Here is a 22,486-nt window from a genome sequence, read left to right as displayed (position 1 = left end):
TGATGAAAAAAGAAAGATTACTTAGAAATAAAGAAATAAAATTCTTAAAATAAAAGAAAATAAATATAAATCAGTAAAAAAGATTAAGGGTGGATAAAATTTTATTTCTTTATAAAGTGTGTTAAAATATAGTGAAAGTAAACTTAAGAATTCAATAGGATATTTTCATTTCTTTAGGATATCCCGGTTTTAAAAAGCAAAGGAGTATATGTATGAACAAAACTTACAAATTGGTCTGGAGCAAAGTCAGAAACGCCTGGGTGGTGACTTCTGAAATTGCCAAGGGACATGGAAAGGGCTCCTCGTCAGGAAGCAAGAGGAAAAGCCTGAAAATAGCGGTAATGGCGGCTTTTTTGGGAGGGTGGTTTGCCTGCACAGGCACGTGGTACGCATCTGCGGCACTTCCGATCGGGACGAATTCGATTGCGGAAGGAACGGATGCTATTGCGACCGGTAAAAATTCTGTCGCTATAGGAACAGGAGCCGTTGCCACCGGAGACAATCTCACCGGCGATGAAATAAAAAGAATACTGAAAGAAAACGAAGAAAACTTACGCCGTATCGAAGAGATGAAAAAGCAAGTTCAAGCGACGGAACTTGACTTCAATAGGAAATATGAAATTTATACGCGCGTCGAAGCGGCGAAGAAACAGATCGAAGCAAATAATAAACTGCTGGCGGAAACATTGCGTCCCCAATTGGATGCCGCCAACCAAGACTATAACGCGTTCAAGCCCGGCTATGATAAGGCTGTTAATGAAATGGAACAGCGTTTATCGTTGATTTCCAATCTGGACTTCACTTTAATCGCCAAAGATCCTGCCAACGGATTGGACACCCTGGCGCAGGAATTGAAAACAAAGTCGGAAGAGGGCTATGACTTCTCCAACGATATCTCTTTCTATAGGGACTACATCAACAACTACATCAAAGCCAAAGGGGATTTGGCGAATAATAAGGAAATACTTGCCGCATCAGGATTATATAGTAGTTCGATTTATAGTAATACCGCCGCAAATCCTTCGAAGTATGCTCTTGATGTTAATTTTCTGACAACCAAGGTTGGTAGTACCAATATAGGAGGGGGCTCTATAGACTGTAGTTCTAATTCTTTAAGTGTTCGTAGCTTTGTTAGATCTTATAAGTTCGCAGGTAAAGACGTTTATATGGATGATAGAACGGCTACCCTCTCTAAAGAAGAACTGGATGCATGGACAGCGTTAAAAACGCAATTATCCGAAAACGGTCTGGAAGTTATTAACGGTCAAAAATCCATCTTCGTGGATGAAACGACCAAGCAGGGATTTAAAGATAAACTACAGGCTCATTTAGATTACGCGGATAATATGTATCATGCCAAATATGAACAAAAATGCTATAACGATTTGAAAGCTGCGGGCAATGAGACGGAAGCTCTAACGCACCTGCAAAAGAAAATCGAATATGAAGACAAAGCGCAAGCAATCGCTCGTGAATGGAATGGTAAAAGCGGTAAATCCGTAGAAGTTGAAGATCTTTTTTATAAAGGCGTGAACGCTTGGAAAAAGGCCAATATTGATGACATTGAAAACTCCAATACCCTTGCCGTGAATACCTTACGAAATCAATATTTGGCAACGCTGGAGGCCCAGAAGCAAAAGCTCGCGGAACTGCAAAGCGCCATTGATCAAGCCACGGCTGCCGTAGAAGCGAAAGAGCGTGAAAACAGCCAATTACAGCCGACGCCGGAAGAGATAGAAGAAGCGAAGAAAGCGGAAGCGCTCAAGCAGAAGCTGGAGGCCGAAAAGCAGGCGCTGCAAGAAGCGTTGGATAATTTAAAACTCAATGACTTAACGGATAAAGGCACCAATGCGATCGCTTACGGCACGAATGCTCTCGTAACCGGTAAAAATGCGATCGGCATAGGGACTGATGAACTGGTGACCGGAGAAGACAGCGTCGGCATCGGACGTAAAAATACCGTATCGGGAATGCAGTCGGTAGCGGTAGGAACGGAAAATACAATTGCTGGGAACAACAGTGGAGCTATGGGAACCAATAACTCTGTCCTTTCCGACAATTCATTTGCCGTTGGGAAAAATAACAGTATCAATAAAGAAGCGAAGAATAATTTCATTTTGGGAAATGAGGTTATTATTTCCGATGCTGTATCCAACAGTGTCGTTTTAGGTGACGGTTCTACTCTTTCCGCGCCCGCGAAAGTGGGAGAGGTGACACCCTACGGAGTCGTTTCCGTAGGCGCTACAGGAAAAGAACGGCAGATTCAGAATGTGGCCGCCGGCGGCAAGGACACCGACGCGGTGAACGTGGCACAGCTGAAAGCATTGAATACTAAAGTGGACCAAGGCGCGATTCATTATTTCTCCGTCAAATCGGACGACAGCGCAAAACCTGCCGGGACCAACTGGAATAATGACGGAGCGACAGGACAAGATGCGATCGCGATTGGTAAAAATGCCGTATCAGAAGGACAAGATGCGATCGCGATTGGTAAAAATGCCGTATCAGACAGACAAGAATCTACTGCCATAGGAAGTCAAGCGCAAGCATACCAGTACTATTCCACGGCTATAGGAAGTACAGCAATAGCAGGTTCGCACTATTCCACGGCATTAGGATATGGAGCACAAGCAGACTTGAACCGTTCCACGGCTATAGGAAGTACAGCAATAGCAGGTGGGCACTATTCCACGGCATTAGGATATGGAGCACAAGCAGACTGGACCTATTCCACGGCATTAGGAGGTATAGCCAAAGCACAAGGGCACTATTCCACGGCATTAGGAGGTATAGCCAAAGCACAAGGGCACTATTCCACGGTATTAGGATATAAAGCAGAAGCCCTGGCAGATGGAAGCGTTGCTCTAGGAAATGACGCTGTCGCCGGCAGAGAAGCAGGAACAGTTGGCTATTTTGCATCTGCCAGTGGTACGACCCTTGATGATGTACTGACAGCGCTGGACAAAAAAACGGACTATGATAACTGGACAGCAACAATCAATGCATCAAAAGCGGAATACGAAAGATTAACAAACGCATATTTTGACGCAAGTGAAGGTGAAAAAGATGCTGCGAAGGCGGCTCTTGACGCATGGAAAGGACAGCATCAAGACTTTGTAAAGGCTCTGGAAGCGAAGAACCGACTGGAAGCCACATGGAAAGCCAATAGAGGGGCAGTCAGTGTAGGCGGAGAAAGTGTGGACGCAGCAGGGAACAAAATTATTACAAGCCGCCAGATTACGAACGTAGCCGCAGGAACAGAAGACACCGACGCGGTGAACGTGGCACAGCTGAAAGTCGTGAATGAAAAAGCGGATAAAAACGCTACGGACATCACCAACCTAACCAAAACCGTCAACGCTAACGGCAAAGCGACAATAGTAAAGGTAGACGGAAAAGAAGAAAGCACCGACGGCAACCTGAAAATCACGAAGAAAACAGAAAACGGACAAACAACCTATGACCTCTCCTTGAGCGATGAAATCACCATCGGTAAGGACGGCAAAGACGGAAAAATCGGCATTAACGGAAAAGATGGAGCGAGTGCTGAAATCACAGTAGGAAAAGGAGAACCCGGTGTAGACGGAAAAGACGGAGAGACCATTACCCGTATCATCTACACAGACAAAGACGGAAAAGAGCATAAAGTGGCCACCTTGGATGACGGCCTGAAATTCAAAGGCGATAACGATACTGTCGTGACTCGCAAGCTGAACACCCAACTTAACATCACAGGCGGAATCACAGATAAAGCCGAACTCTCCAACAACAATATCGGCGTGGTAGGCACACAGGACGGCGGTATGGCGATCAAACTGTCCAAGAAACTCAAAGGTCTCACCAGCGCGGAATTTGTAGACGGCGACAAAGTCACCAACATTACGGCACAGACTATTACCCAAAAAGACGGAGATAACATCACCAACATCACCGGCGGAAACGTAACCATCACAAGAAAAGAAGGAAATGTCGACCTTTGGGAACTGAATAAAACCGTCAATAACATCACACAAGGCACAACGGACGTCAGCAGTTGGAAACTCCAAGCCAATGGTGAAAATGAACGAACCATAAAGAAAGGCAGCGTCGTCAACTTCAAAAACGGACAAAACACAGAAGTCACCGTAAATGGAGATGACATTACCGTAGACCTGAACGCAGACACCAAAAAACAAATCAAAGACAACACAACGAATATCACCAATATTGATAAAAGAGTGACCTCGATTGAAAACAATATCGACCAGAAGATTGAAGGCGCTAAGATTACGGTTCAAGGAGATAAGGACACCGGCGTCAAGGCAACAGAAGTCAAGAACGGCGATAAAGTCACAGGATACAAGGTTTCCTTGGAGAAGAAAGTCAAAGTAGGCAATGTCACCATTGACGGAACAGACAAGAAAGGCGAAATCACGGGACTGACGAATACAACAGTTGAGGCAGCGGATTTTGCTACCAAAGGAAGAGCGGCTACGGAAGAACAGCTGAAAGCGGCGATGGATAAAGCGGTGGCTCAAGGAACAACGACCGTCAAAGCGGGCGATAAAAATATTTCCGTTGTCAAAACAGAAAATAAAAACGAATATACCGTTGGGCTGGCGAAAGACATTACCGTAAATAGTGTGACTGCAAAAACCGTCAAAGCGGACGAATACAAAGTCGGAGATAAAACCTACATCAATAAAGACGGAATCAATGCAAACGGAAATAAAATTACAAATGTAGGAGACGGAGTCGTTTCCAAAGAGAGCACTGATGCGGTGAATGGCAAACAACTCTTTGCAACGAACCAGATGATAGCAAACAATATGAATCAGATTAACAATCTCCGTGAGGAAAGCCGTGAAGGTGATGCTCTGGGAGCAGCCATGGCAGCTCTGAAACCGCTTGATTTTGATCCGTATCAGAGAAGCCAGGTCATGGCAGGTGTAGGATACTACAGAGGAAAAGAAGCCATAGCACTCGGACTTGCGTACTATTCAAATGAAAATACACTTTTACACGCAGGACTTTCATATGCAGGTTCAAGCGAACTCATGGCGAATGCGGGTATTTCCTACAGATTCGGTTCAAGACACGACCGCAAACTTTTGGAAGAAAGAAATAAACTTATGCCACAGTATAAGGACGGAGTAATTTCATCGGTATATGTAATGCAAGATGAAATGGTAAAACTTCAGAAAGAAAACGAAATTCTCAAAGAAAAGAATGCAAAGGCCGAAGCTGAAAACAAGGAAATGAGATCCGAACTTGAAATCTTGAAAAAACAAGTTTCAAAGCTTATGGAAAAAATATAAAAATAACGCATACCTCTGAAAAGGGGTATGCGTTTTTGATTGCGAGAATTGTGATAAAATATAACAGTTTTTTGTGAAATATTTTTGAAATAATTTATTTGTTTTTATTAATGATACGGTAAAATTAATTTGTCATAAAACTCCGATGACAACGAGGAAACATGGAAACTCGATTTTTTTAGGAGCGTTACGGCGTAAATGTAAATTACGGTGTTTTCGATTTGAGTGTACGTTACTTCGATATGAAGTCGGGTACTTGCTTAGGCGGTACACAGTCGAAGGACTTAAAGCGGTGGAAGATGCCGAAGTGGGTGCAACTTTCCGGCAAGCAAACGGAAAGACTGCTCTTGCAAACAACATCGACTTGAAGGCTTACTGCAATTTCAACCTTAAAGGAAAGAAAAAAATAAACGGTCGGGACGCATCGACACCTCTCTACAATTCTTGGAAAGTTTCGATAAATTACAAGTTCCGATAAAAAAGAAGGACTCTTTATGAGTCCTTCTTGCTTGTGAATCAATAGTGAGCATGTAAGTGGAAAACGGTTAATTTATCGGATTTTTGCAGAATTTACAGAGTCTTGAATTTTTGTCGATCGGTTTTCTGCAGTACGGACATGGAATTGTATCTTTATTTTCTTTTTCATTTTCGTAGGTGTTTTTCTCGTTTGCGTTTTCAAAGGGATTTGTTTTTTCTTTGTAGTTGTCGAAGTTTCCTTTGAACATTTTTTCAAATATTTTTTTTGCTTCCTGAGCTTGTTTGTCTTGTTGCTTTTTGAGTTCCGTTTTTCCGAGTATCAAAAGCAGAAGTATAGATAGAGGAAACGAGATTATTCCTACCATGTACCAAAGCAGAACGCTTCTTCCGTATCTGTATGCAAGGTATGCGGTGATGCATGCCAACAGCGGTGTCAAAAGCAGTATATTTTGTTCCATTTTTTTATCCTTTATAAATGTTTCAGCGGAGGATTTGCAAATTTTGTGAGTTTTGCTTTTTCTTCGTTTCTTATTTGTTCCGCCAATGCTTTTATTTTTTGTCGTATCCAGAGATCTGTCGTGGTGTTTTCTCTGTAGTCGGCTTCCGCATACATGTGTACTCTGCCTTCTCTTCTCAGTTGTTCCACTTGGTTCATCGCTTCGACATTTCCTTTCGGATAGACTGCAAAGGTCGATCCGTTGAATTGTTTTATTACCGAGAATGCCGGTATGTCGCTGGGGCCGTCCGCTATGTAAATCATGTTTTTGAAGTGGACTTTGCGTGACGCTTCCGGTATTTTCGTGTTTACGTTTATTTCGTTGTCGGGTTTTTCGTTCATGTGTGCCACTCCTTTGTTTATTTCAAAGAGTGCACGTGTTTTACTTGTGTTGTCGATTGTGTATCCGATTTCCGAGATTGTTTTTTCTCCGTTTTCATCGGTAGTTTCTATAAATTCGCATGCCCATGCGTCTTTTATGTATGGAAATATATTGCAGCCTTTTATTATTTCCAACAGCCCCGTACTTACTACGAAGTGTTGTACTTTTATGTCGTATTCGGAGTATCTCGGGTTGTTTTCCACCTCATCTACAGTACGTTTGAAAAAGTCGGGAAGTCCCGGATAGAATTCCAGTTCTTCTCCGAATTTACGCATTTTTTCGTTTGTAAGTCCTTTGAATTTTCCGCTTTTTACATAGTGCAGAAAGTGGTTCAGATAGATGGTGTCACGATTTACGTGTACGTTTTGCGTTTTCCAATATTTTTCCGGAAGGTTATTTACTTCTTCCCAGAATTTATCTCCGTCTATTTGATAGTGTTTGAATATAGGGTCTTGCATGTATCCTTGAAGCAGTGTTTTGTCGAAGTCCCATATTACAGCAATTATGTTTGCCATTTGTCCTCCTAAGTTGTCAACATATTGTGTATAAATGTGTGAATAACTTCTTTTTTCTACTATCTATTGTATGGTTATGCCGAGGTATTCTTGTATGCTTTTTATTGCTTCATGTTCTCCGCCCAAGTATGCTTTGTAGAGCCAGAAGAGTGCTGCGTCTTTGTCTTTTTCCACTCCGGCACCTCTTGCAAAGCAAAGTCCCAAGTAGTACATTGCCGGTACGTATCCTTGTTCGGCACTTTTCATAAACCATTTTATTGCAGTTTCCATGTTTTCCATTATTTCTTCGCCCGTGTAGTAAATCATTCCGAGTGAGTATGCGGCTGCGGATGTGTGGTTTTCGTATGCTTTTTTATACCAGTTTATCGATTCTTGTATATTTTTTTCGCAGCCTTGTCCAGATTGCAGGCATTCTGCGGTTTTGTACATTGCATCGGGGTGTCCCAGTGTTGCAGCTTTTTTGTGAAGTTTGAATGCTTTTTCCGGATTTATTTTTGTGCCTATTCCGTTTTCGTAGCAGTCGCCCAAGTATTTTATACCGAATACGTTTCCGCTGTCGGCGGAGATTTTCATGTATTTGAACGCTTTTGTCCCGTCCGGATCGTCTATGTATCCGTTGATGCAGAGAAATCCTTTTACATATGACAGTCCGATGTTGCCGTCCGCTATTGCTTCATTTATAAATTCTACGCCTTTGTGAAGGTTTTCTTCTTGGTCTGCTTTGTTCAGATAGTATATTCCGAGTGTAGCTTTCGCTTCTTTTATGTTCATTTCCAATGCACGATTTAAGTATTCAAGACCCTTTTTCTCGTCTTTTTCTACCATTTCTCCGGACATGTACATTTCTCCGAGTTTGAATATCGGTCTCCAAAATCCTCGTTTTGCCGCTTGTTTGAGCCAGTAGAGTCCGTATTCGACATCTTTTTCCACTCCGAATCCGTATAAGAATTGATCGGATACTTCGTTTTGTGCAAATACGTCACCTTCCAATGCTTTCATGAGTATGTCTTTGTGACATTTTTTGCATAGTGATTGGTTTACTTTTTTTGTGTTTGTCGGGTATGCACAGTTGAGTGTTGCGAATATATCTCCTTTTTTGCGTCCTTCTTTACGCCAAAAGGTTGCTTTTTTGAAGTCTTGTTTTGTTGTTCCGTATCCGTTTCCGTAAATTTCTCCTAGAAAATACATGGCACGTCCGTTGCCGTCTTGCGCCAGTTTTTCAAATATCGGTAACGATTTGTCTATTTGTCCTGTAAGATAGAGTTCTTCCGCTTTTTTCAACTCTTCGTCCATGTAATCACCTCATTTCTTTATTTTACTATTTTTCCGAGTATTATAGCAAATACTTGATTTTTGTGATTTCGTATTCAAAAACCCCAAGTTATAAATTCTTGGGGCTTCGAGCGTTTTGCGATAATTTATTTTTTCAGTCCGCCGGCAATTCCCGGGCTTGTCATTTCGTATGGTGAGAGTATTTCTTCCATGCGTTCTTTTGTCATGAGTTTTCTTGCCATGAGTATTTCTTTTACCGGTTTTTTTGTTTTGTAGGCCTCTTTTGCAATTGACGAGCATTCTTCGTATCCGATGTGGGGGAGAAGTGCGGTGATTGTTCCGACGCTTCCGTCTACCCATTTTTGACATTGTTCGGAATCCGCTTGAAGGTCTTTCAAGAGTTTTTCCGTAAATGTGTCGATTGCTGCGGTAAGGTAGCGGAACGAGTTGAAGAGGTTGTATGCAAGTACCGGTTCCATTACGTTGAGTTCGAGTTGTCCGTTTTCAACGCAAAGTGAAATTGTAAGATCGTTTCCGATTACCTGGTAGCAGGTCTGATTTAAAACTTCGGCAATTACGGGGTTTACCTTGCCCGGCATAATTGAAGAGCCGGGTTGTCTTGCCGGAAGTATTATTTCACGAAATCCGCAGCGTGGACCCGATGCCATGAGTCTGATGTCGTTTGCTATCTTTATGAGTGAGAGCGCACCTACTTTGAGTGCGGAGGATACTTCTGCAAAGCAGTCCGTACTGTGTGTAGTGTCAATCAAGTTCGGTGACGTTTCAAAACGGAATCCGACAAGGTCGGAGAGTATTTGAGGATATTCTTTGAGATATTCTTTTTCCGCATTTATGCCGGTACCTATTGCCGTACCGCCCATGTTTATATTTTGCAATGCGCCGAGAGATCTCGTAAGTCGCCAAATAAATCTGCGTGTTGCCGATGCGTATGCGTTCATTTCCTGTCCCAATGTAATCGGCACCGCATCTTGAAGGTGTGTACGACCCATTTTTACAATGTCTTTGAATTCGTCACCTTTCTTTTCGAATGCTTGCGCCATTCGTATGAGTGCGTCTGTAATGATTTGCGCTTTACGAAGTATACATACTTTGATTGCGGTAGGAAATACGTCATTTGTCGATTGCGCCATGTTGGCGTGGTTGTTCGGAGAAATAATGTCGTAACGACCTTTTTCTTCTCCGATTATTTCCAATGCACGATTGCTGAGAACTTCGTTCATGTTCATATTTATTGAAGTTCCCGCACCGCCTTGAATGGGATCCAAGAAAAATTGATCTGCAAATTTTCCGGCGATAATTTCATCTGCCGCCTGTTCAAGTGCCGTTCCGATTTTTTTATCCAAACGTCCCGTTTTCATGTTTGTAATAAATGTAGCCTTTTTTACGGTAGCCAAAGCTTTTATGAAATCGTGGTCAATCGTGTCGCCCGTAATTTTAAAATTTTCTTTTGCTCTTAATGTCTGTACGCCGTAATAGGCGTTATCCGGAATTTCCAATTCTCCTAAAAAGTCATGTTCTTTACGCATTGTAAGCTCCTTTGGAAATCTATTTTATATAATTATTGATAGTATAAGGATAGCATAATTATGTTTGAAGTGCAATTATATATAACACGTAAAGATAATTCAATTAAAATAGTGTATACTTTTTGTTTATTATTATATATTTTGTATAAAACATATAAATACATTATTTTCGGTGAATTCTGAATATTTCAAAAACAAGTACAAAAAAAGAAAAATAAAAAAAGAGGTGAATACCTCCGTAGAAAATAAATTGGAGCGGATGATGGGAATCGAACCCACGTATCCGGCTTGGGAAGCCGGTGTTCTACCATTGAACTACACCCGCATGTTCTTTTATCATTTTAACTTATCGGCGATTTATTGGCAATGAGTAAAAGGCGGAGTGTCCGCCTTTTTTATATGTCGTAGAAAAATAAAAATTCTTTCTTTATGTCTTCTCTCAAACTTCTTGATACCGTACATTCTTCTTCCGTTTGATTTTTGATTTTTTCACGAAGCGTTTGCGGTGTGGATTGAGGAAGGTGGAAGTCTATGCAAATTTTTGATATGCGGTTGTTTTTATTGTCGTATTCTTGTGATGTTTCCGCATATGCTCCTTCGATTGCGTGACCGTTTTCATTTGCGATCATATTTATTACCGACAATGCGCAGCATGCCGTTGCCGCAGTTGCAAGTTCGCCCGGAGTTGCGGATTTCTTGTTTCCGTTTTCGTCCGGTATGTCTGTCGTTGCAATTACTTTGTCGTTGAAAAGAGTTTCGATTACATATCCTGATTTTTTTAAGATTTTCAGTGCCATAAAAAACCTCCTGAATATTAATAATATATTACGTATTTTACCGCAACTGCCTTTTAATTTGAAATGTCGTAGAAATATTTCATGTCACGAAGCATGTCGGGTCTGAAACTTCTTGATACCGTGCATTGTTCTTCTACGGCTTTTTCAAGTTGCATGCGTATATTTTCCGGTATTGATGACGGGAGATGGAATTTGATGAAAATTTTTGACAGTCTGTTGCGTGCTTTGTCGTAGTTTTGCGATGTTTCCGCATAGGCTCCGTCTATATTCAATCCTTTTTCTCCGGTTACAAGTGTAATTACCGATAATGCACAACATGCGATTGATGCCACTGCAAGTTGTCCCGGTGTCGGCGCTTGTTTGTTTCCGTTTTCGTCCGGAAGGTCAGTGGTGAATATTATTTTTTGGTCGAACATACCTTCAATCTTATATCCGTTCTTTTTAACTATTTTTATCGGCGGTGTTTTCATTTCAACTTCTTCTTTCTTTGCTTTCAGCTTGAATGCACGTGGTGTTATATTGTATTTCTGTGTAAACATTTTCGTAAAATAACTTTGTGTTGTAAATCCGCAGGTAGATGAAATATCCAGTATCGAGTCGTTTGTCTTTCTAAGCAGCATGCAGCTCATTTCAAGTCGATAATCGTTTAAGTATTCTATCGGCGATTGTTGCATGTATTTTTTAAATATTATACAGCATTTACTTCTCGATACGTTTCCGGCTTTCGCTATTTCATTTAATTTTATTTTTTCTCCGTAGTTTGCATTTATGAATGAAATCATTCTTTTTTGCGATTCCATGTTGATATTGTCGAGTACTATGTTTCTGTCTTTTTCGGCCGGAGAAAGTGCGTAGACTTTTGAGAGCAATATGTGTAGGAGTCCGATTATTTCAAGTTCGTATGCGGGGGATTTTACACTGTTCAACTCGTATATATGCATCAAAATCTTGCCGGCTTTTTCGCCGAGTTCATGATCGTGAGGTATATAGAAAAAGTCACGACGGTTGTCTTCCATGAGAGAAAGCAGCAATTTGGTACGTATCGTATTGTTTCCGGTAAGTATTGCGGGGTGTATCCACAGGCGGAGAAAACGACAGTCGTTTCCTTTGTGCGGCGCTACACGATGCATGACTTGGGGATTTACGATGAATGAATCTCCTTTTGTGAGTTTCGTGACATTCATTCCACAAAAAATTTCCATTTCACCGGTGAGTATGAATATTATTTCCATATCGTCTTGCCAGTGTGAGAGTTTCTGCAATCCCGGTTGTAAATTTATCGTTTCAATAGATGAGTAAATTGCAGATTTGTCTTTTGAAAAATTTGATGAAGAATTATTTTTTACAAAATTGTTTGCAATCATGTATAAAACCTCTTGTTGAACTATTTTTATAAAATGTAATACGATTTTGCTATATAAAAAACTTTTTTTGTAATATTATTATAACATAAACATAGAAGAAATTGAATATGCTTGTATTTTGTTATATAATGTTATTGAAGTAATAACAAGGGAGGATTTTAAAATGTTGCAAAAAGAATTGAATCAGTTGTTGAGTGATTTTTATGTTATGTATCACAAGCTCCAGAATTACCACTGGTATATAAAGGGTTATCATTTCTATGATGATCATGAACAGCTTGAAAAGTACTACGATGAAATGGCTGAAAATGCCGATGTAGTTGCAGAGCTTATGATGCAGATTGAAGTTCATCCGGAAGCTACAATGAAGGGCTGGCTCGCTTTGACAAAGATTGAAGAACCGACAAATGAAGAAATCAGTTCCGAAGATGCTTACACTCATGTTTTGAAGGATTACAAATACCTTCTCGAAGAAATCATAAGCGTAAAGAGAGCTGCGGAAAAGGTTGAATGCGATCTCGTTGCAAATACAATGGATGACTTTATCAATCAGTTCAGCAAGAATATCTGGATGCTCAGACAGGTTGTAAAACAGTAATTTATAATAAAGCCGATGTCGAATTGTTTCATTCGATGTCGGTTTTTTATTTTGCAAAAAAATAAAAATTTTTAAATTTTTAAATATTGAGAATGTATTTGTAAATGTAGTATTTCGGGTATTTCATATTGAGAATTATCTCTTTGCATGCAAAAAAGGTATAGATTTTTTACAATTTTTATATTTCTTTTTTCATTTATATAGTGTATTATAGTTAAGGCATTATACTATATGTAGTGTAGAGATGTATATAAACAGCTATATTTTGTAGTAATATCGAATATTTTAAAACAACGAAAAGATAGAGAAGTACGGTAAATCGTGAAAGGGGAGCATTATGGAGGATATTGTCGTAAGTAACAAGGTAATAAAGCGTAACGGTGAAGAGGTTACTTTTGATATTTCCAAAATTGTTGCAGCTATAGAGAAGGCAAACAAGGAAGTGGACGGAATTCATCGCATGAATCATTATCAGATTTGCGGTGTTGCGGAAACTATTGCCAAGTTTGCGGATAAATGTTCTCACGCCGTTCATGTCGAAGATATTCAGGATATGGTGGAACGTGGAATTATGGAGATGCGTGCATATGAAGTGGCACAGAAGTATGTGCGTTATCGTTATAAGCGTGAAATTTCACGTAAGAGCAATACGACCGATGACGGAATTCTTTCTTTGATTGATTTGAACAATGAAGAAGTAAAGCAGGAAAATTCAAATAAAAATCCGATAATAAATTCCACTCAGCGTGATTACATGGCGGGTGAAGTTAGTAAGGATTTGACAAAGAGATTGCTTTTGCCCGAGGAAATCGTTCGTGCGCATGAAGAGGGTATTATTCACTTTCACGATGCGGATTATTTTGCACAGCGTGAGCATAATTGCGATCTGATAAATCTTGAGGACATGCTTCAGAACGGTACCGTAATCAGTCAGACTTTGATTGAAAAGCCGCACAGTTTCTTTACGGCTTGCAATGTAACGACTCAGATTGTCGCACAGGTCGCAAGTAACCAGTACGGCGGACAGTCTTTCACCTTGTCGCACTTGGCACCTTTTATAGATATAAGCCGTAAAAAGATAAAGAAACAAGTTCTCGAAGAACGTGAACTTACCGGTGAAAGCAATGATGAAGATATAGTAAATAAAATTGTCGAAAAACGTTTGGATAATGAAATAAAGAGCGGTATACAGACAATTCAGTACCAACTTATCACACTCATGACCTGCAACGGACAAGCTCCGTTTGTAACGATGTTCATGTACTTGGATGAAGTTCCCGAAGGACAACTTCGTGATGATTTGGCGAAAATTATAAAAGAAGTTCTCGTTCAACGTATGCAAGGGGTAAAGAACGAAAAAGGCGTATGGGTAACACCGGCATTCCCCAAGCTTATTTACGTACTTGACGAAGACAACATACATGAAAATTCCAAGTATTACTACTTGACGAAAATTGCAGCGGAATGCAGTGCGAAACGTCTTGTTCCCGATTACATTTCAGCAAAAATAATGAAGGAAATGAAACAGGGAGATGTATATACATGTATGGGATGCCGTTCATTCTTGACAGTTGAAGACAGTCAGAGAAATCCGGATGGATCACGTAAGTATTACGGAAGATTTAACCAAGGGGTAGTAACAATAAACCTCGTGGACGTTGCATGTTCTTCCAATGGAGATATGAAAAAGTTCTGGGAAATACTCGAAGATCGACTTGAACTTTGTCATCGCGCATTGCGTTGTCGTCATGAAAGACTTCTCGGCACCGTTTCGGACGTTGCACCGATACTTTGGCAGTACGGAGCATTGGCAAGACTTAAAAAAGGCGAAACGATAGACAAACTTTTATATAACGGTTATTCCACAATATCTTTGGGATATGCCGGACTTTGTGAAATGTCTTACCGCATGGTAGGTGAATCTCACACAACTGAAAAAGGAAGAGAATTTGCACTCAAGGTAATGCAGAAACTCAATGACAAATGCAGTGAATGGAAAGCTCAAGAAAATATAAGTTACTCCGTTTACGGCACACCGATGGAATCGACAACATACAAATTTGCAAAAGCATTGCAGAAACGTTTCGGTATAATCAAGCATGTAACCGACAAAAACTATATTACAAACAGTTACCATGTACATGTGGCTGAAAAAATAGATGCATTCAATAAACTTAAATTCGAATCGGAATTCCAGAAACTTTCACCGGGCGGTGCAATCAGTTATGTGGAAGTTCCGAATATGCAAAACAATTTGCCGGCAGTTCTCAGCGTAATGAAGTACATATATGAAAATATAATGTATGCGGAACTCAATACAAAGAGCGACTACTGTGAAATGTGCGGATATGACGGAGAAATAAAAATAATAACCGATGACAGCGGAAAACTGATTTGGGAATGTCCGTCTTGCAAAAATCACGATCAGCATAAAATGTCGGTAGCAAGAAGAACATGCGGATACATAGGAACGCAATTCTGGAATCAGGGAAGAACTCAGGAGATAAAAGACAGAGTGCTTCATTTATAAAAGAAAACTCAAGAAGCGAAGATTATTGAAAATCAAGAGGAAGAAATATGAATTACGGCGGCATTAAGGAATACGATATAGCAAACGGACCGGGAATAAGATTGAGTCTGTTTGTTTCCGGTTGCCGTCATCATTGCAAAGGTTGTTTCAATGCAATGACATGGGACTTCAACTACGGTGAACCGTACACAAAAGAAGTCGAAGACGATATATTGAAAAAACTCGGACAAGAATGCTACCAAGGACTCACACTCTTGGGCGGCGAACCGATGGAACCGGAAAATCAAAAATGCATACTTCCTCTTGTAAGACGCTTTAAAGAAATGTATCCGAAAAAAGATTTGTGGTGTTTTACCGGTTTTCTTTTCGACAAAGACCTCTTGGGCTGGATGTCGGAAGAACTCTATGAAACGCCCGAACTTTTGAAATATATAGACATACTTGTAGACGGGAAATTCATACTCGAAAAAAAAGATGTCAGACTCGTATTCAAAGGATCGTCCAATCAAAGAACGATAGACGTACAAAAATCTTTGAAAGAAGGGAAAATATGTTTTTGGAACCCCTTCGGAGTCGCAACTTCAAAAAGCGCAAGAATATAAAATCAAAACGCAAAGACCTGAAAATCTTTGCGTTTTTTATTGGATATTTATTTAATAAAAACCGAAATTTGAATATTGAAATTTAAAGTTATGAAATTTAAGAGTTATTTATTTTTTTTTATGAACGTGGTAAAATATATGTAGTCATAAATTTTACATTATATCAGAAAATTTATTCATGGTAAACAGCTTCTGTGAAATTTTTTGCAGAGGTTTTTATTTACAAGGCAAATGTATTGAGGAGTGATACTGTGTTGGAATTGAAAGAAGTTCGTGGCGCCTTGCTGGGTGAAGCGTGTGGCGATGCACTCGGGTATCCGCTTATACATTTATCGCAAGAAAAAATTTTGAGTATTTTCGGGCAATTCGGATTGCGTTTGCTTGTTCGCACAAGAAAGAGTATAGGCAAATCCGCACCGGTTACGGAACTTACCCAACTTATGCTTTCAACGGTTGACGGACTTTTATGGTCGGATGCAAAGAAAATTGATGTCACCGAAGGTGTTTATAAAGGTTATATGCGTTGGTACTATGGACAAACCGGTGAAGAACCTCGCAGAGGGCAGAAGTCATGGATGCGACGTCAATCACATGAGCATGAAATCTGTTTGATACATAAAAAATTTATGCATGAAAGACGTGAGGGCGATGAAGATTGTCTGAATGCGCTTTCTTCAGTCAAAAGAGGTACAAAGAAACATAAATTGAATGACAGTGAAAGTTCAAGCGTTTTGACACGTGCGATACCCGTGGGACTTTTGTATTCGGACGATTTCGAACTTGCATTTGAAAAGGCCGTTGAAATTTCGTATCTGACACATTCGTCGGATATTGCGGTACTCTCGGCCGGAACGCTTGCGGCATTGGTTTCACTTTCGGCTTCGGGAAGTTCCATTCCGAAAGCTTTGGAAACTATATATGAATTTTTGAATAAAGTTGAAAATTCCGATTCGATTATATCCTTGCTTTCTGCAGCACAGGAACAATCCGTTAAACATCCTGCCGGCAAGGGCGGTTCTTGGGATTATATCGACAGTATAAATTCACTCGGCAGCGGAGAAAAAGCGAATGAAGCGCTTGCTATGGCGGTATTTTGTTTTATGACCATAGACGATCCTTTCGAAGCAGTTATTGCAGCAGCAAATCATGGCGGAAATTCATCTGCGGTGGCATCGATTACGGGAGCGCTCGAAGGTATTCGTCACGGAGAAAAATTTTTACCGAATTATTGGACGGACATGCTCGAAGGAAGAGAAAGCATAGAACTTTTAGCGGAAAAGTTTTGCCATATGTGCGAAAAAAGAATATTAAGAAAATAGTGAAAACGGAGTTGTATTTCAAGAGTACAACTCTTTTTTTATTTGAAAAGTATGAATTTATATTTTAAATTAAATACGAATATATTTTTGAATTTCGGAAAATATATTTTTTTAAATGCTATAATAAAAAGATGTGGAAAGGAGAATATATGACACGAGAGCAAATATTGAAAAAATATTTCGGCTATGATGAGTTTCGTCCCATGCAGGGCGAAGTCATAGATGAAATATTAAGCGGTAAAGACGTACTTGCAATCATGCCGACAGGTGCCGGAAAGTCACTTTGTTTTCAAGTGCCTGCTTTGATGTTTCCTTACGGCAGCGTCATTATTTCTCCTTTGATTTCACTTATGAAAGATCAAGTTGAAGCATTGAACGAACAAGGCATTTCCGCCTCGTACGTAAACAGTACGGTGACATATGAAGAGTCGATAGAACGTTTGCGTGAATTATATCGCGGCCATATAAAACTTTTATACATGGCGCCGGAAAAACTCGAAACCTCTTACTTCACACATTGTCTGTCGCAAGTTCCGATTTCAATGGTTGTCGTGGACGAGGCGCATTGTGTATCGCAATGGGGACATGATTTTCGTCCGAGTTATCGCAAAATACGTAATTTTATAAATACGCTTTCAAAAAAACCGATAATTGCAGCATTTACGGCAACCGCAACACAAGCCGTGGAAAAAGATATGCGTGAAAGTTTGGGACTTTCGGATGCACGACTTTTCAAGACGAGTCTTGACAGACCGAATTTGTCTTTTACGGTAATAACGGATACAGACAAATATTCTTTTTTGAGTAAGTATATTTCCGCACACAAAGAAGAAAGCGGAATAATTTACTGTGCGACACGCAAGGCGGTCGATGAAGTATACGAGTATGTAAAAGCACAAGGCTATTCGGTCGGAAAGTATCACGCCGGAATGGACGATGACGGAAGAAGAAAAGCTCAAGAAGATTTTTCATTCGACAGAATACAAATCATGGTTGCAACAAATGCGTTCGGTATGGGAATAGATAAAAGCAATATACGCTACATAATTCATTACCAAATGCCGAAAAGCCTTGAGGCATACTATCAGGAAGCCGGACGCGGAGGACGTGACGGAGATGATGCCGAATGTATATTGCTCTACAGCGGACGTGACAGCGGAATACAGAAATTTTTGATTGAACAAAGTTTCGGTGATGAAGACAGGAAAAAGAAAGATTACAGAAGATTGCATGCAATGATCGACTACTGTAAAACCGGAGAATGTTTGCGAAACTTCATTTTGAAATACTTCGGTGAAAAACCGAAAGAGAATTGCGGACATTGCAGCCGATGCCTTACCGAATGTGCAAAAGCGGACGTGACGGACATTGCCGTATTGGCATTTCGTACGATAAAAATCGTAAATGAACATTTCGGAATGTCGGTTATAGCGGATATTTTGAAAGGAAGTCGTTCAAAATCGGTTATCGAACGAAAACTAGACAAAGTACCGACCTACGGAAGACTTTCATTTGAAAGTGCGAAACATATAAAATCCATGCTTGCACGATACATGGCGGACGGATATTTAAGACGTGAAGGCGAACCGTATCCGGTATTGAAGCTTACCGAAAAAGCACAGGAAGTACTTGACGGAACAAGGAAAGTAATGTCGATTGCAAGTGCGGCAAGTGACGTAATCGAAGATACGATAACGGAAAAGAAAGTAAAGATAAAAAATAAGGGAGCATTCTTTGAAATATTGCGTAAACTGAGAAGAGAAATAGCAAGCGAAGAAAAAGTTCCTCCGTTTGTAATATTTTCAGATGCTACACTTACGGATATGCTCATAAAAATGCCGACAACCGAAGATGAACTTGCAAAAGTAAAAGGCGTGGGAGCATTCAAATTAAAAAAATACGGAAAACGTTTTATCGAGCTTTTAAAAAGTGTAAAAGACAAAAAAGTAAAAAGCGATGAAGGAAAAAATTCCGAAAATTTGAGAAATGATTCAAAAGAAAGAAAGATAACGACAAGACAAAATAAATATGAAATATCGGTAAAACTTTTCAAACTTCGTAAAAATATTTCCGAAAAAGAAAATATAAAACCGCACTTGATATTCAGTGATAAAATTTTGGAAGAAATTGCCGAAAAAGCTCCGAAAACTCTTGAAGAACTTTCGGAGATAAAAGGGATAGGTCCTCGAAAAATCGAAAGGTACGGAAAAACCTTTTTGAAGGAAATTGAATCGGTCGGAAATATTGAAAATACGGAATTTTCAGAAACCGACAAACAGGCATTTTTGTTGTATATGACAAAAGTATTGGAACGCATCGGAAGAAAAATTCATGTAAAAAAAGAATTGTACAGAATAGACGAAGATTTGATAAAATGCTTTTGTTCGGATGAAAATCCGGAGAAGTATTTGAATGATGAGCAGCGAAAGCACAAGGAAGAAATAATACGTGCGATAGATGCTTATCGCAATATAGTAAATATGAGAGTGAGGAAGTAAATGAACGCAGATAAACAATATCTCGGTATTGTAAAAAATATACTGGAAAACGGTTCTTTGGGAAACAATCGTACAGGAATGTCGGCATATAAATTGCCGCATCAAATAATGCAATTTGACCTTGAAAAGGAATTTCCCATACTTACAACGAAGTTTGTAGCATTTAAAACTTCTATAAAGGAAATACTTTGGATTTGGCAAAAACAGTCCAATGACGTTCGTGAACTTCAAAAATGGAATTGCCATATTTGGGACGAATGGATGCTCAATGACGGTACAATCGGAAAAGCATACGGATACCAGCTTAAAGAATACAAGCAGGTAGATACATTGCTCGATTTATTGAAAAACAACCCCGAAAGCAGAAGAATGGTTGTAGATCTTTGGAATGTAAAAGATTTACCGGAAATGGCACTTTATCCATGTGCGTTTCTTACCATGTGGGACGTGGCAAGTGACGGCAGACTCAACTGCATGCTCGTACAAAGAAGCGGAGATATGGGATTGGGTGTACCTTTCAATATGGCTCAATATGCCGCACTTACTCATATGATTGCGCAAGTGTCCGGACTTAAAGCGGGACTTTTTACACATGTAATAAACAATGCTCATATTTATCAAAATCATGTAGAAGCACTCAAAGTGCAACTTGCAAGACTTGATGAAGCGTATGAAGCACCGAAAATTGTTTTGAATAAAGACGTAAAAAATTTTTACGACTTCAAGCCGGAAGACATCGTACTTGAAAATTACAAGCATCACGGTAAACTACCTATGGCGGTGTCGGTATGATATCTATAATTGTCGCAAGAGCTAAAAACGGAGTAATCGGGAAAGACAACAAACTTATTTGGCACATTTCAGACGACCTCAAATATTTCAAAAAATGTACTACGGGTCATCCGATTATAATGGGAAGAAAAACATTTGAAAGCTTTTCGAAGTTACTTCCCAATCGTACTCATTACGTGCTTACAAGAGATAAAAATTACAAAGCGCAAGATGAAGTGAAAGTTTTCAATGATGTGGAAACTCTCGTGAAATCATTGCCGGAAGGCGAAAATTTCGTAATCGGCGGCGGACATATTTATAAAGCGTTTTTGGAAAAAGCGGACAAACTTTACATAACGGAAATTGAAAAAGAATATGAAGGCGATACATATTTTCCGGATATCGACATGAACGAATGGGAAATAGAAAAAGAAATCGAAAGCGAAGACAAAACGATTCCGCACAAGTTCGTAGTGTACAAAAGAAAAAATATATAAATTTAAAAAGTACGAAAATGAATTCGTACTTTTTAAATTTTAAACGGAAATATTATTTATAAATTAAAACAAAATATAAAAAATATTACTTTACATATTTTTGTATGATACTATTAATATATTGAAAAGGAGGTGCAGCATGACCGTACGTGAAGAAATTTTGACACAAACACCTTTTGAACTCATGATGAAATTGTCTTTGCCGGCAATTTTGGGAATGGTTGTAATTGGACTTTATCCTCTTATGGACGGTATTTTTGCCGGACGTATTATAGGTGAAGCCGCACTTACAGCATGCGGTATTGCAGTACCTCTTTTGATGATAAACAGCGGAATTGCAACTCTGATAGGAGTGGGATCGGCATCAGTTCTTTCACGTGCGTTGGGCAGAGAAGATTATAAAACCGTAGATTTGATTATGGGAAATCTACTTTTTTGGTCAACAGTCACTTCACTTATAATTACAATTGCCGGAATTTCGGTAAGTTCATACTTCTTGGATATGATCGGTGCGACCGGAATAATAAAAGAATACGGTATAAGATACCTGCGTGTGCTTTTCATAGGTTCTTTATTTGCAAATTTTTCACAATGCTCAAACATGGTAATGCGTGGCGAAGGACTTATTCGGCGTGCAATGATTATTATGGCGGGCGGTGCGATATTCAATATCGTTTTCGATCCGATATTTATGCTCAATATGGGAGAATACGCAATCGAAGGCGCTGCAATTGCAACGGTACTTGCAGAAATTTTACAGGCGATATTCACACTGCACTACTTTATGAAAAAAAGTGAAATCGTACAAATAAAAAGTTTTTTGCCGGACACGGAAATAACGAAAGAAATGTTTTCCGTCGGAGTTTCCGCAATGCTCATGTCGCTACTTTTCATGGTACGACAAATATTTTTGTACAAAGCGGCATTTCAATACGGCGGAGATATGCATGGAATACTTATGTCGGCGGTACTTCGTGTTTACGGATTTGCATTCATACCCTTGTGGGGAATGAGTCAAGGACTTCAACCGATAGTAGGTACGAACTACGGTGCAGGAAAAATGGAACGTGTAAGAAAAGTGATGTACACATTTCTCGGCGCATCCACACTGCTTGCAGCGGTATTTTGGCTGCCGATAATGATATTTCCGAAAGAAATACTTCTCATATTCGGAGTATCGGAAAGTTTGGCAAGTGTAGGAGTACATTACAGCAGAATATTTTTTGCGGCATACGCATTGAACGGAGTCATGATAACCGGCATGACCTACTTCCAATCAATAGGTGACGGAAAATCCGCAACATGGTTTGTAGTGGCGGATCAATTGCTGCTCTTTATCCCGCTGGTGCTGGTACTGCCTTTGTACATAGGCATAGAAGGAGTGTGGTCGGCATCTTCGATAGTTGACTTTTCGGTAATATCCATATCACTCATATTCATACTTCGCTCGCTGAAAAAATTGAAATAGAAAAAAATATAAATTTTACAGAAAAATATAAAAATAAAACAACGCATACTTATTAA

Annotated in this window: 16 protein-coding genes and 1 tRNA gene; 10 read left to right on the top strand and 7 right to left on the bottom strand. The window is 39.7% G+C overall.

Annotated features, from left to right (window positions below; all coding sequences use genetic code 11):
* The first annotated feature begins 212 nt into the window (after positions 1–212).
* Complete coding sequence (locus HMPREF9083_RS06405; protein WP_007555932.1) at positions 213–5,297, top strand: ESPR-type extended signal peptide-containing protein; 5,085 nt, start codon at positions 213–215, stop codon at positions 5,295–5,297.
* 256 nt (positions 5,298–5,553) lie between these two features.
* Entirely contained in the window at positions 5,554–5,775 is a 222-nt protein-coding gene (locus tag HMPREF9083_RS03105) for a hypothetical protein (protein ID WP_155800589.1), read from the top strand.
* Positions 5,776–5,842: 67 nt separating this feature from the next.
* Here the strand turns inward: HMPREF9083_RS03105 and HMPREF9083_RS03100 are convergent, their stop codons facing one another.
* The 7 genes from HMPREF9083_RS03100 to HMPREF9083_RS03070 form a co-directional block, all read right to left on the bottom strand.
* Entirely contained in the window at positions 5,843–6,232 is a 390-nt protein-coding gene (locus tag HMPREF9083_RS03100) for a hypothetical protein (RefSeq protein WP_007555930.1), read from the bottom strand.
* An 11-nt stretch (positions 6,233–6,243) separates the two neighbouring features.
* Positions 6,244–7,167 (bottom strand): hypothetical protein, encoded by a 924-nt coding sequence (locus tag HMPREF9083_RS03095; protein ID WP_007555929.1) that lies wholly within the window; start codon positions 7,165–7,167, stop codon positions 6,244–6,246.
* Positions 7,168–7,230: 63 nt separating this feature from the next.
* The gene (locus HMPREF9083_RS03090; protein WP_007555928.1) at positions 7,231–8,460 is read right to left on the bottom strand and encodes a tetratricopeptide repeat protein; all 1,230 of its coding nucleotides are present in this window, start codon (positions 8,458–8,460) and stop codon (positions 7,231–7,233) included.
* Between the two features lie 125 nt (positions 8,461–8,585).
* A complete protein-coding gene (locus HMPREF9083_RS03085; RefSeq protein WP_007555927.1) occupies positions 8,586–9,986 on the bottom strand; it encodes an aspartate ammonia-lyase in 1,401 nt (466 codons plus the stop codon).
* A gap of 251 nt (positions 9,987–10,237) precedes the next feature.
* Positions 10,238–10,311 (bottom strand) — tRNA-Gly (locus HMPREF9083_RS03080).
* A 70-nt stretch (positions 10,312–10,381) separates the two neighbouring features.
* Complete coding sequence (locus tag HMPREF9083_RS03075) at positions 10,382–10,783, bottom strand: OsmC family protein (protein ID WP_007555925.1); 402 nt, start codon at positions 10,781–10,783, stop codon at positions 10,382–10,384.
* 53 nt (positions 10,784–10,836) lie between these two features.
* A complete protein-coding gene (locus HMPREF9083_RS03070; protein WP_007555924.1) occupies positions 10,837–12,147 on the bottom strand; it encodes a helix-turn-helix domain-containing protein in 1,311 nt (436 codons plus the stop codon).
* A 163-nt stretch (positions 12,148–12,310) separates the two neighbouring features.
* Between HMPREF9083_RS03070 and HMPREF9083_RS03065 the strand changes: the two genes are divergently transcribed.
* The 8 genes from HMPREF9083_RS03065 (at position 12,311) to HMPREF9083_RS03030 (ending at position 22,430) form a co-directional block, all read left to right on the top strand.
* Positions 12,311–12,745, top strand: a complete 435-nt coding sequence (locus tag HMPREF9083_RS03065; RefSeq protein ID WP_007555923.1) for a Dps family protein — start codon at positions 12,311–12,313, stop codon at positions 12,743–12,745.
* A gap of 337 nt (positions 12,746–13,082) precedes the next feature.
* Positions 13,083–15,275 carry an anaerobic ribonucleoside-triphosphate reductase gene (nrdD, locus tag HMPREF9083_RS03060; protein ID WP_007555922.1) on the top strand — a complete coding sequence of 731 codons (2,193 nt, stop codon included), beginning with the start codon at positions 13,083–13,085 and terminating at the stop codon, positions 15,273–15,275.
* Between the two features lie 47 nt (positions 15,276–15,322).
* Complete coding sequence (gene nrdG, locus HMPREF9083_RS03055) at positions 15,323–15,877, top strand: anaerobic ribonucleoside-triphosphate reductase activating protein (protein ID WP_007554696.1); 555 nt, start codon at positions 15,323–15,325, stop codon at positions 15,875–15,877.
* 251 nt (positions 15,878–16,128) lie between these two features.
* On the top strand, positions 16,129–17,196 hold the full coding sequence (locus tag HMPREF9083_RS03050) for an ADP-ribosylglycohydrolase family protein (protein ID WP_035062632.1): 1,068 nt from the start codon (positions 16,129–16,131) through the stop codon (positions 17,194–17,196).
* A gap of 149 nt (positions 17,197–17,345) precedes the next feature.
* Positions 17,346–19,694, top strand: a complete 2,349-nt coding sequence (recQ, locus tag HMPREF9083_RS03045) for a DNA helicase RecQ (RefSeq protein WP_007555920.1) — start codon at positions 17,346–17,348, stop codon at positions 19,692–19,694.
* Positions 19,695–20,486, top strand: coding sequence for a thymidylate synthase (locus HMPREF9083_RS03040; protein WP_007555919.1), 792 nt, complete (start codon positions 19,695–19,697; stop codon positions 20,484–20,486). It begins immediately after the preceding gene.
* Positions 20,483–20,962: a dihydrofolate reductase gene (locus HMPREF9083_RS03035; RefSeq protein WP_007555918.1), complete on the top strand. Its 480-nt coding sequence runs from the start codon at positions 20,483–20,485 to the stop codon at positions 20,960–20,962. Before HMPREF9083_RS03040 ends, HMPREF9083_RS03035 begins: the two co-directional genes overlap by 4 nt.
* 139 nt (positions 20,963–21,101) lie before the next feature.
* Entirely contained in the window at positions 21,102–22,430 is a 1,329-nt protein-coding gene (locus tag HMPREF9083_RS03030; protein ID WP_007555916.1) for an MATE family efflux transporter, read from the top strand.
* Positions 22,431–22,486 lie beyond the last annotated feature (56 nt).

The sequence above is a fragment of the Dialister micraerophilus DSM 19965 genome (assembly GCF_000194985.1).
Classification (GTDB): domain Bacteria; phylum Bacillota; class Negativicutes; order Veillonellales; family Dialisteraceae; genus Dialister; species Dialister micraerophilus.
Note: the sequence above shows the minus strand (reverse complement) of the source record. Positions and strands in the feature narration are given on the sequence as shown.

Bases quoted from the DNA above. Each gene is read 5' to 3' on its own strand.
- recQ (WP_007555920.1), top strand. From the start codon at position 17,346: ATGACACGAGAGCAAATATTGAAAAAATATTTCGGCTATGATGAGTTT.
- HMPREF9083_RS03040 (WP_007555919.1), top strand. From the start codon at position 19,695: ATGAACGCAGATAAACAATATCTCGGTATTGTAAAAAATATACTGGAA.
- HMPREF9083_RS03070 (WP_007555924.1), bottom strand. From the start codon at position 12,147: ATGATTGCAAACAATTTTGTAAAAAATAATTCTTCATCAAATTTTTCA.
- HMPREF9083_RS03085 (WP_007555927.1), bottom strand. From the start codon at position 9,986: ATGCGTAAAGAACATGACTTTTTAGGAGAATTGGAAATTCCGGATAAC.
- HMPREF9083_RS03075 (WP_007555925.1), bottom strand. From the start codon at position 10,783: ATGGCACTGAAAATCTTAAAAAAATCAGGATATGTAATCGAAACTCTT.
- nrdG (WP_007554696.1), top strand. From the start codon at position 15,323: ATGAATTACGGCGGCATTAAGGAATACGATATAGCAAACGGACCGGGA.
- HMPREF9083_RS03030 (WP_007555916.1), top strand. From the start codon at position 21,102: ATGACCGTACGTGAAGAAATTTTGACACAAACACCTTTTGAACTCATG.
- HMPREF9083_RS06405 (WP_007555932.1), top strand. From the start codon at position 213: ATGAACAAAACTTACAAATTGGTCTGGAGCAAAGTCAGAAACGCCTGG.
- HMPREF9083_RS03035 (WP_007555918.1), top strand. From the start codon at position 20,483: ATGATATCTATAATTGTCGCAAGAGCTAAAAACGGAGTAATCGGGAAA.
- HMPREF9083_RS03065 (WP_007555923.1), top strand. From the start codon at position 12,311: ATGTTGCAAAAAGAATTGAATCAGTTGTTGAGTGATTTTTATGTTATG.
- HMPREF9083_RS03100 (WP_007555930.1), bottom strand. From the start codon at position 6,232: ATGGAACAAAATATACTGCTTTTGACACCGCTGTTGGCATGCATCACC.
- nrdD (WP_007555922.1), top strand. From the start codon at position 13,083: ATGGAGGATATTGTCGTAAGTAACAAGGTAATAAAGCGTAACGGTGAA.
- HMPREF9083_RS03095 (WP_007555929.1), bottom strand. From the start codon at position 7,167: ATGGCAAACATAATTGCTGTAATATGGGACTTCGACAAAACACTGCTT.
- HMPREF9083_RS03090 (WP_007555928.1), bottom strand. From the start codon at position 8,460: ATGGACGAAGAGTTGAAAAAAGCGGAAGAACTCTATCTTACAGGACAA.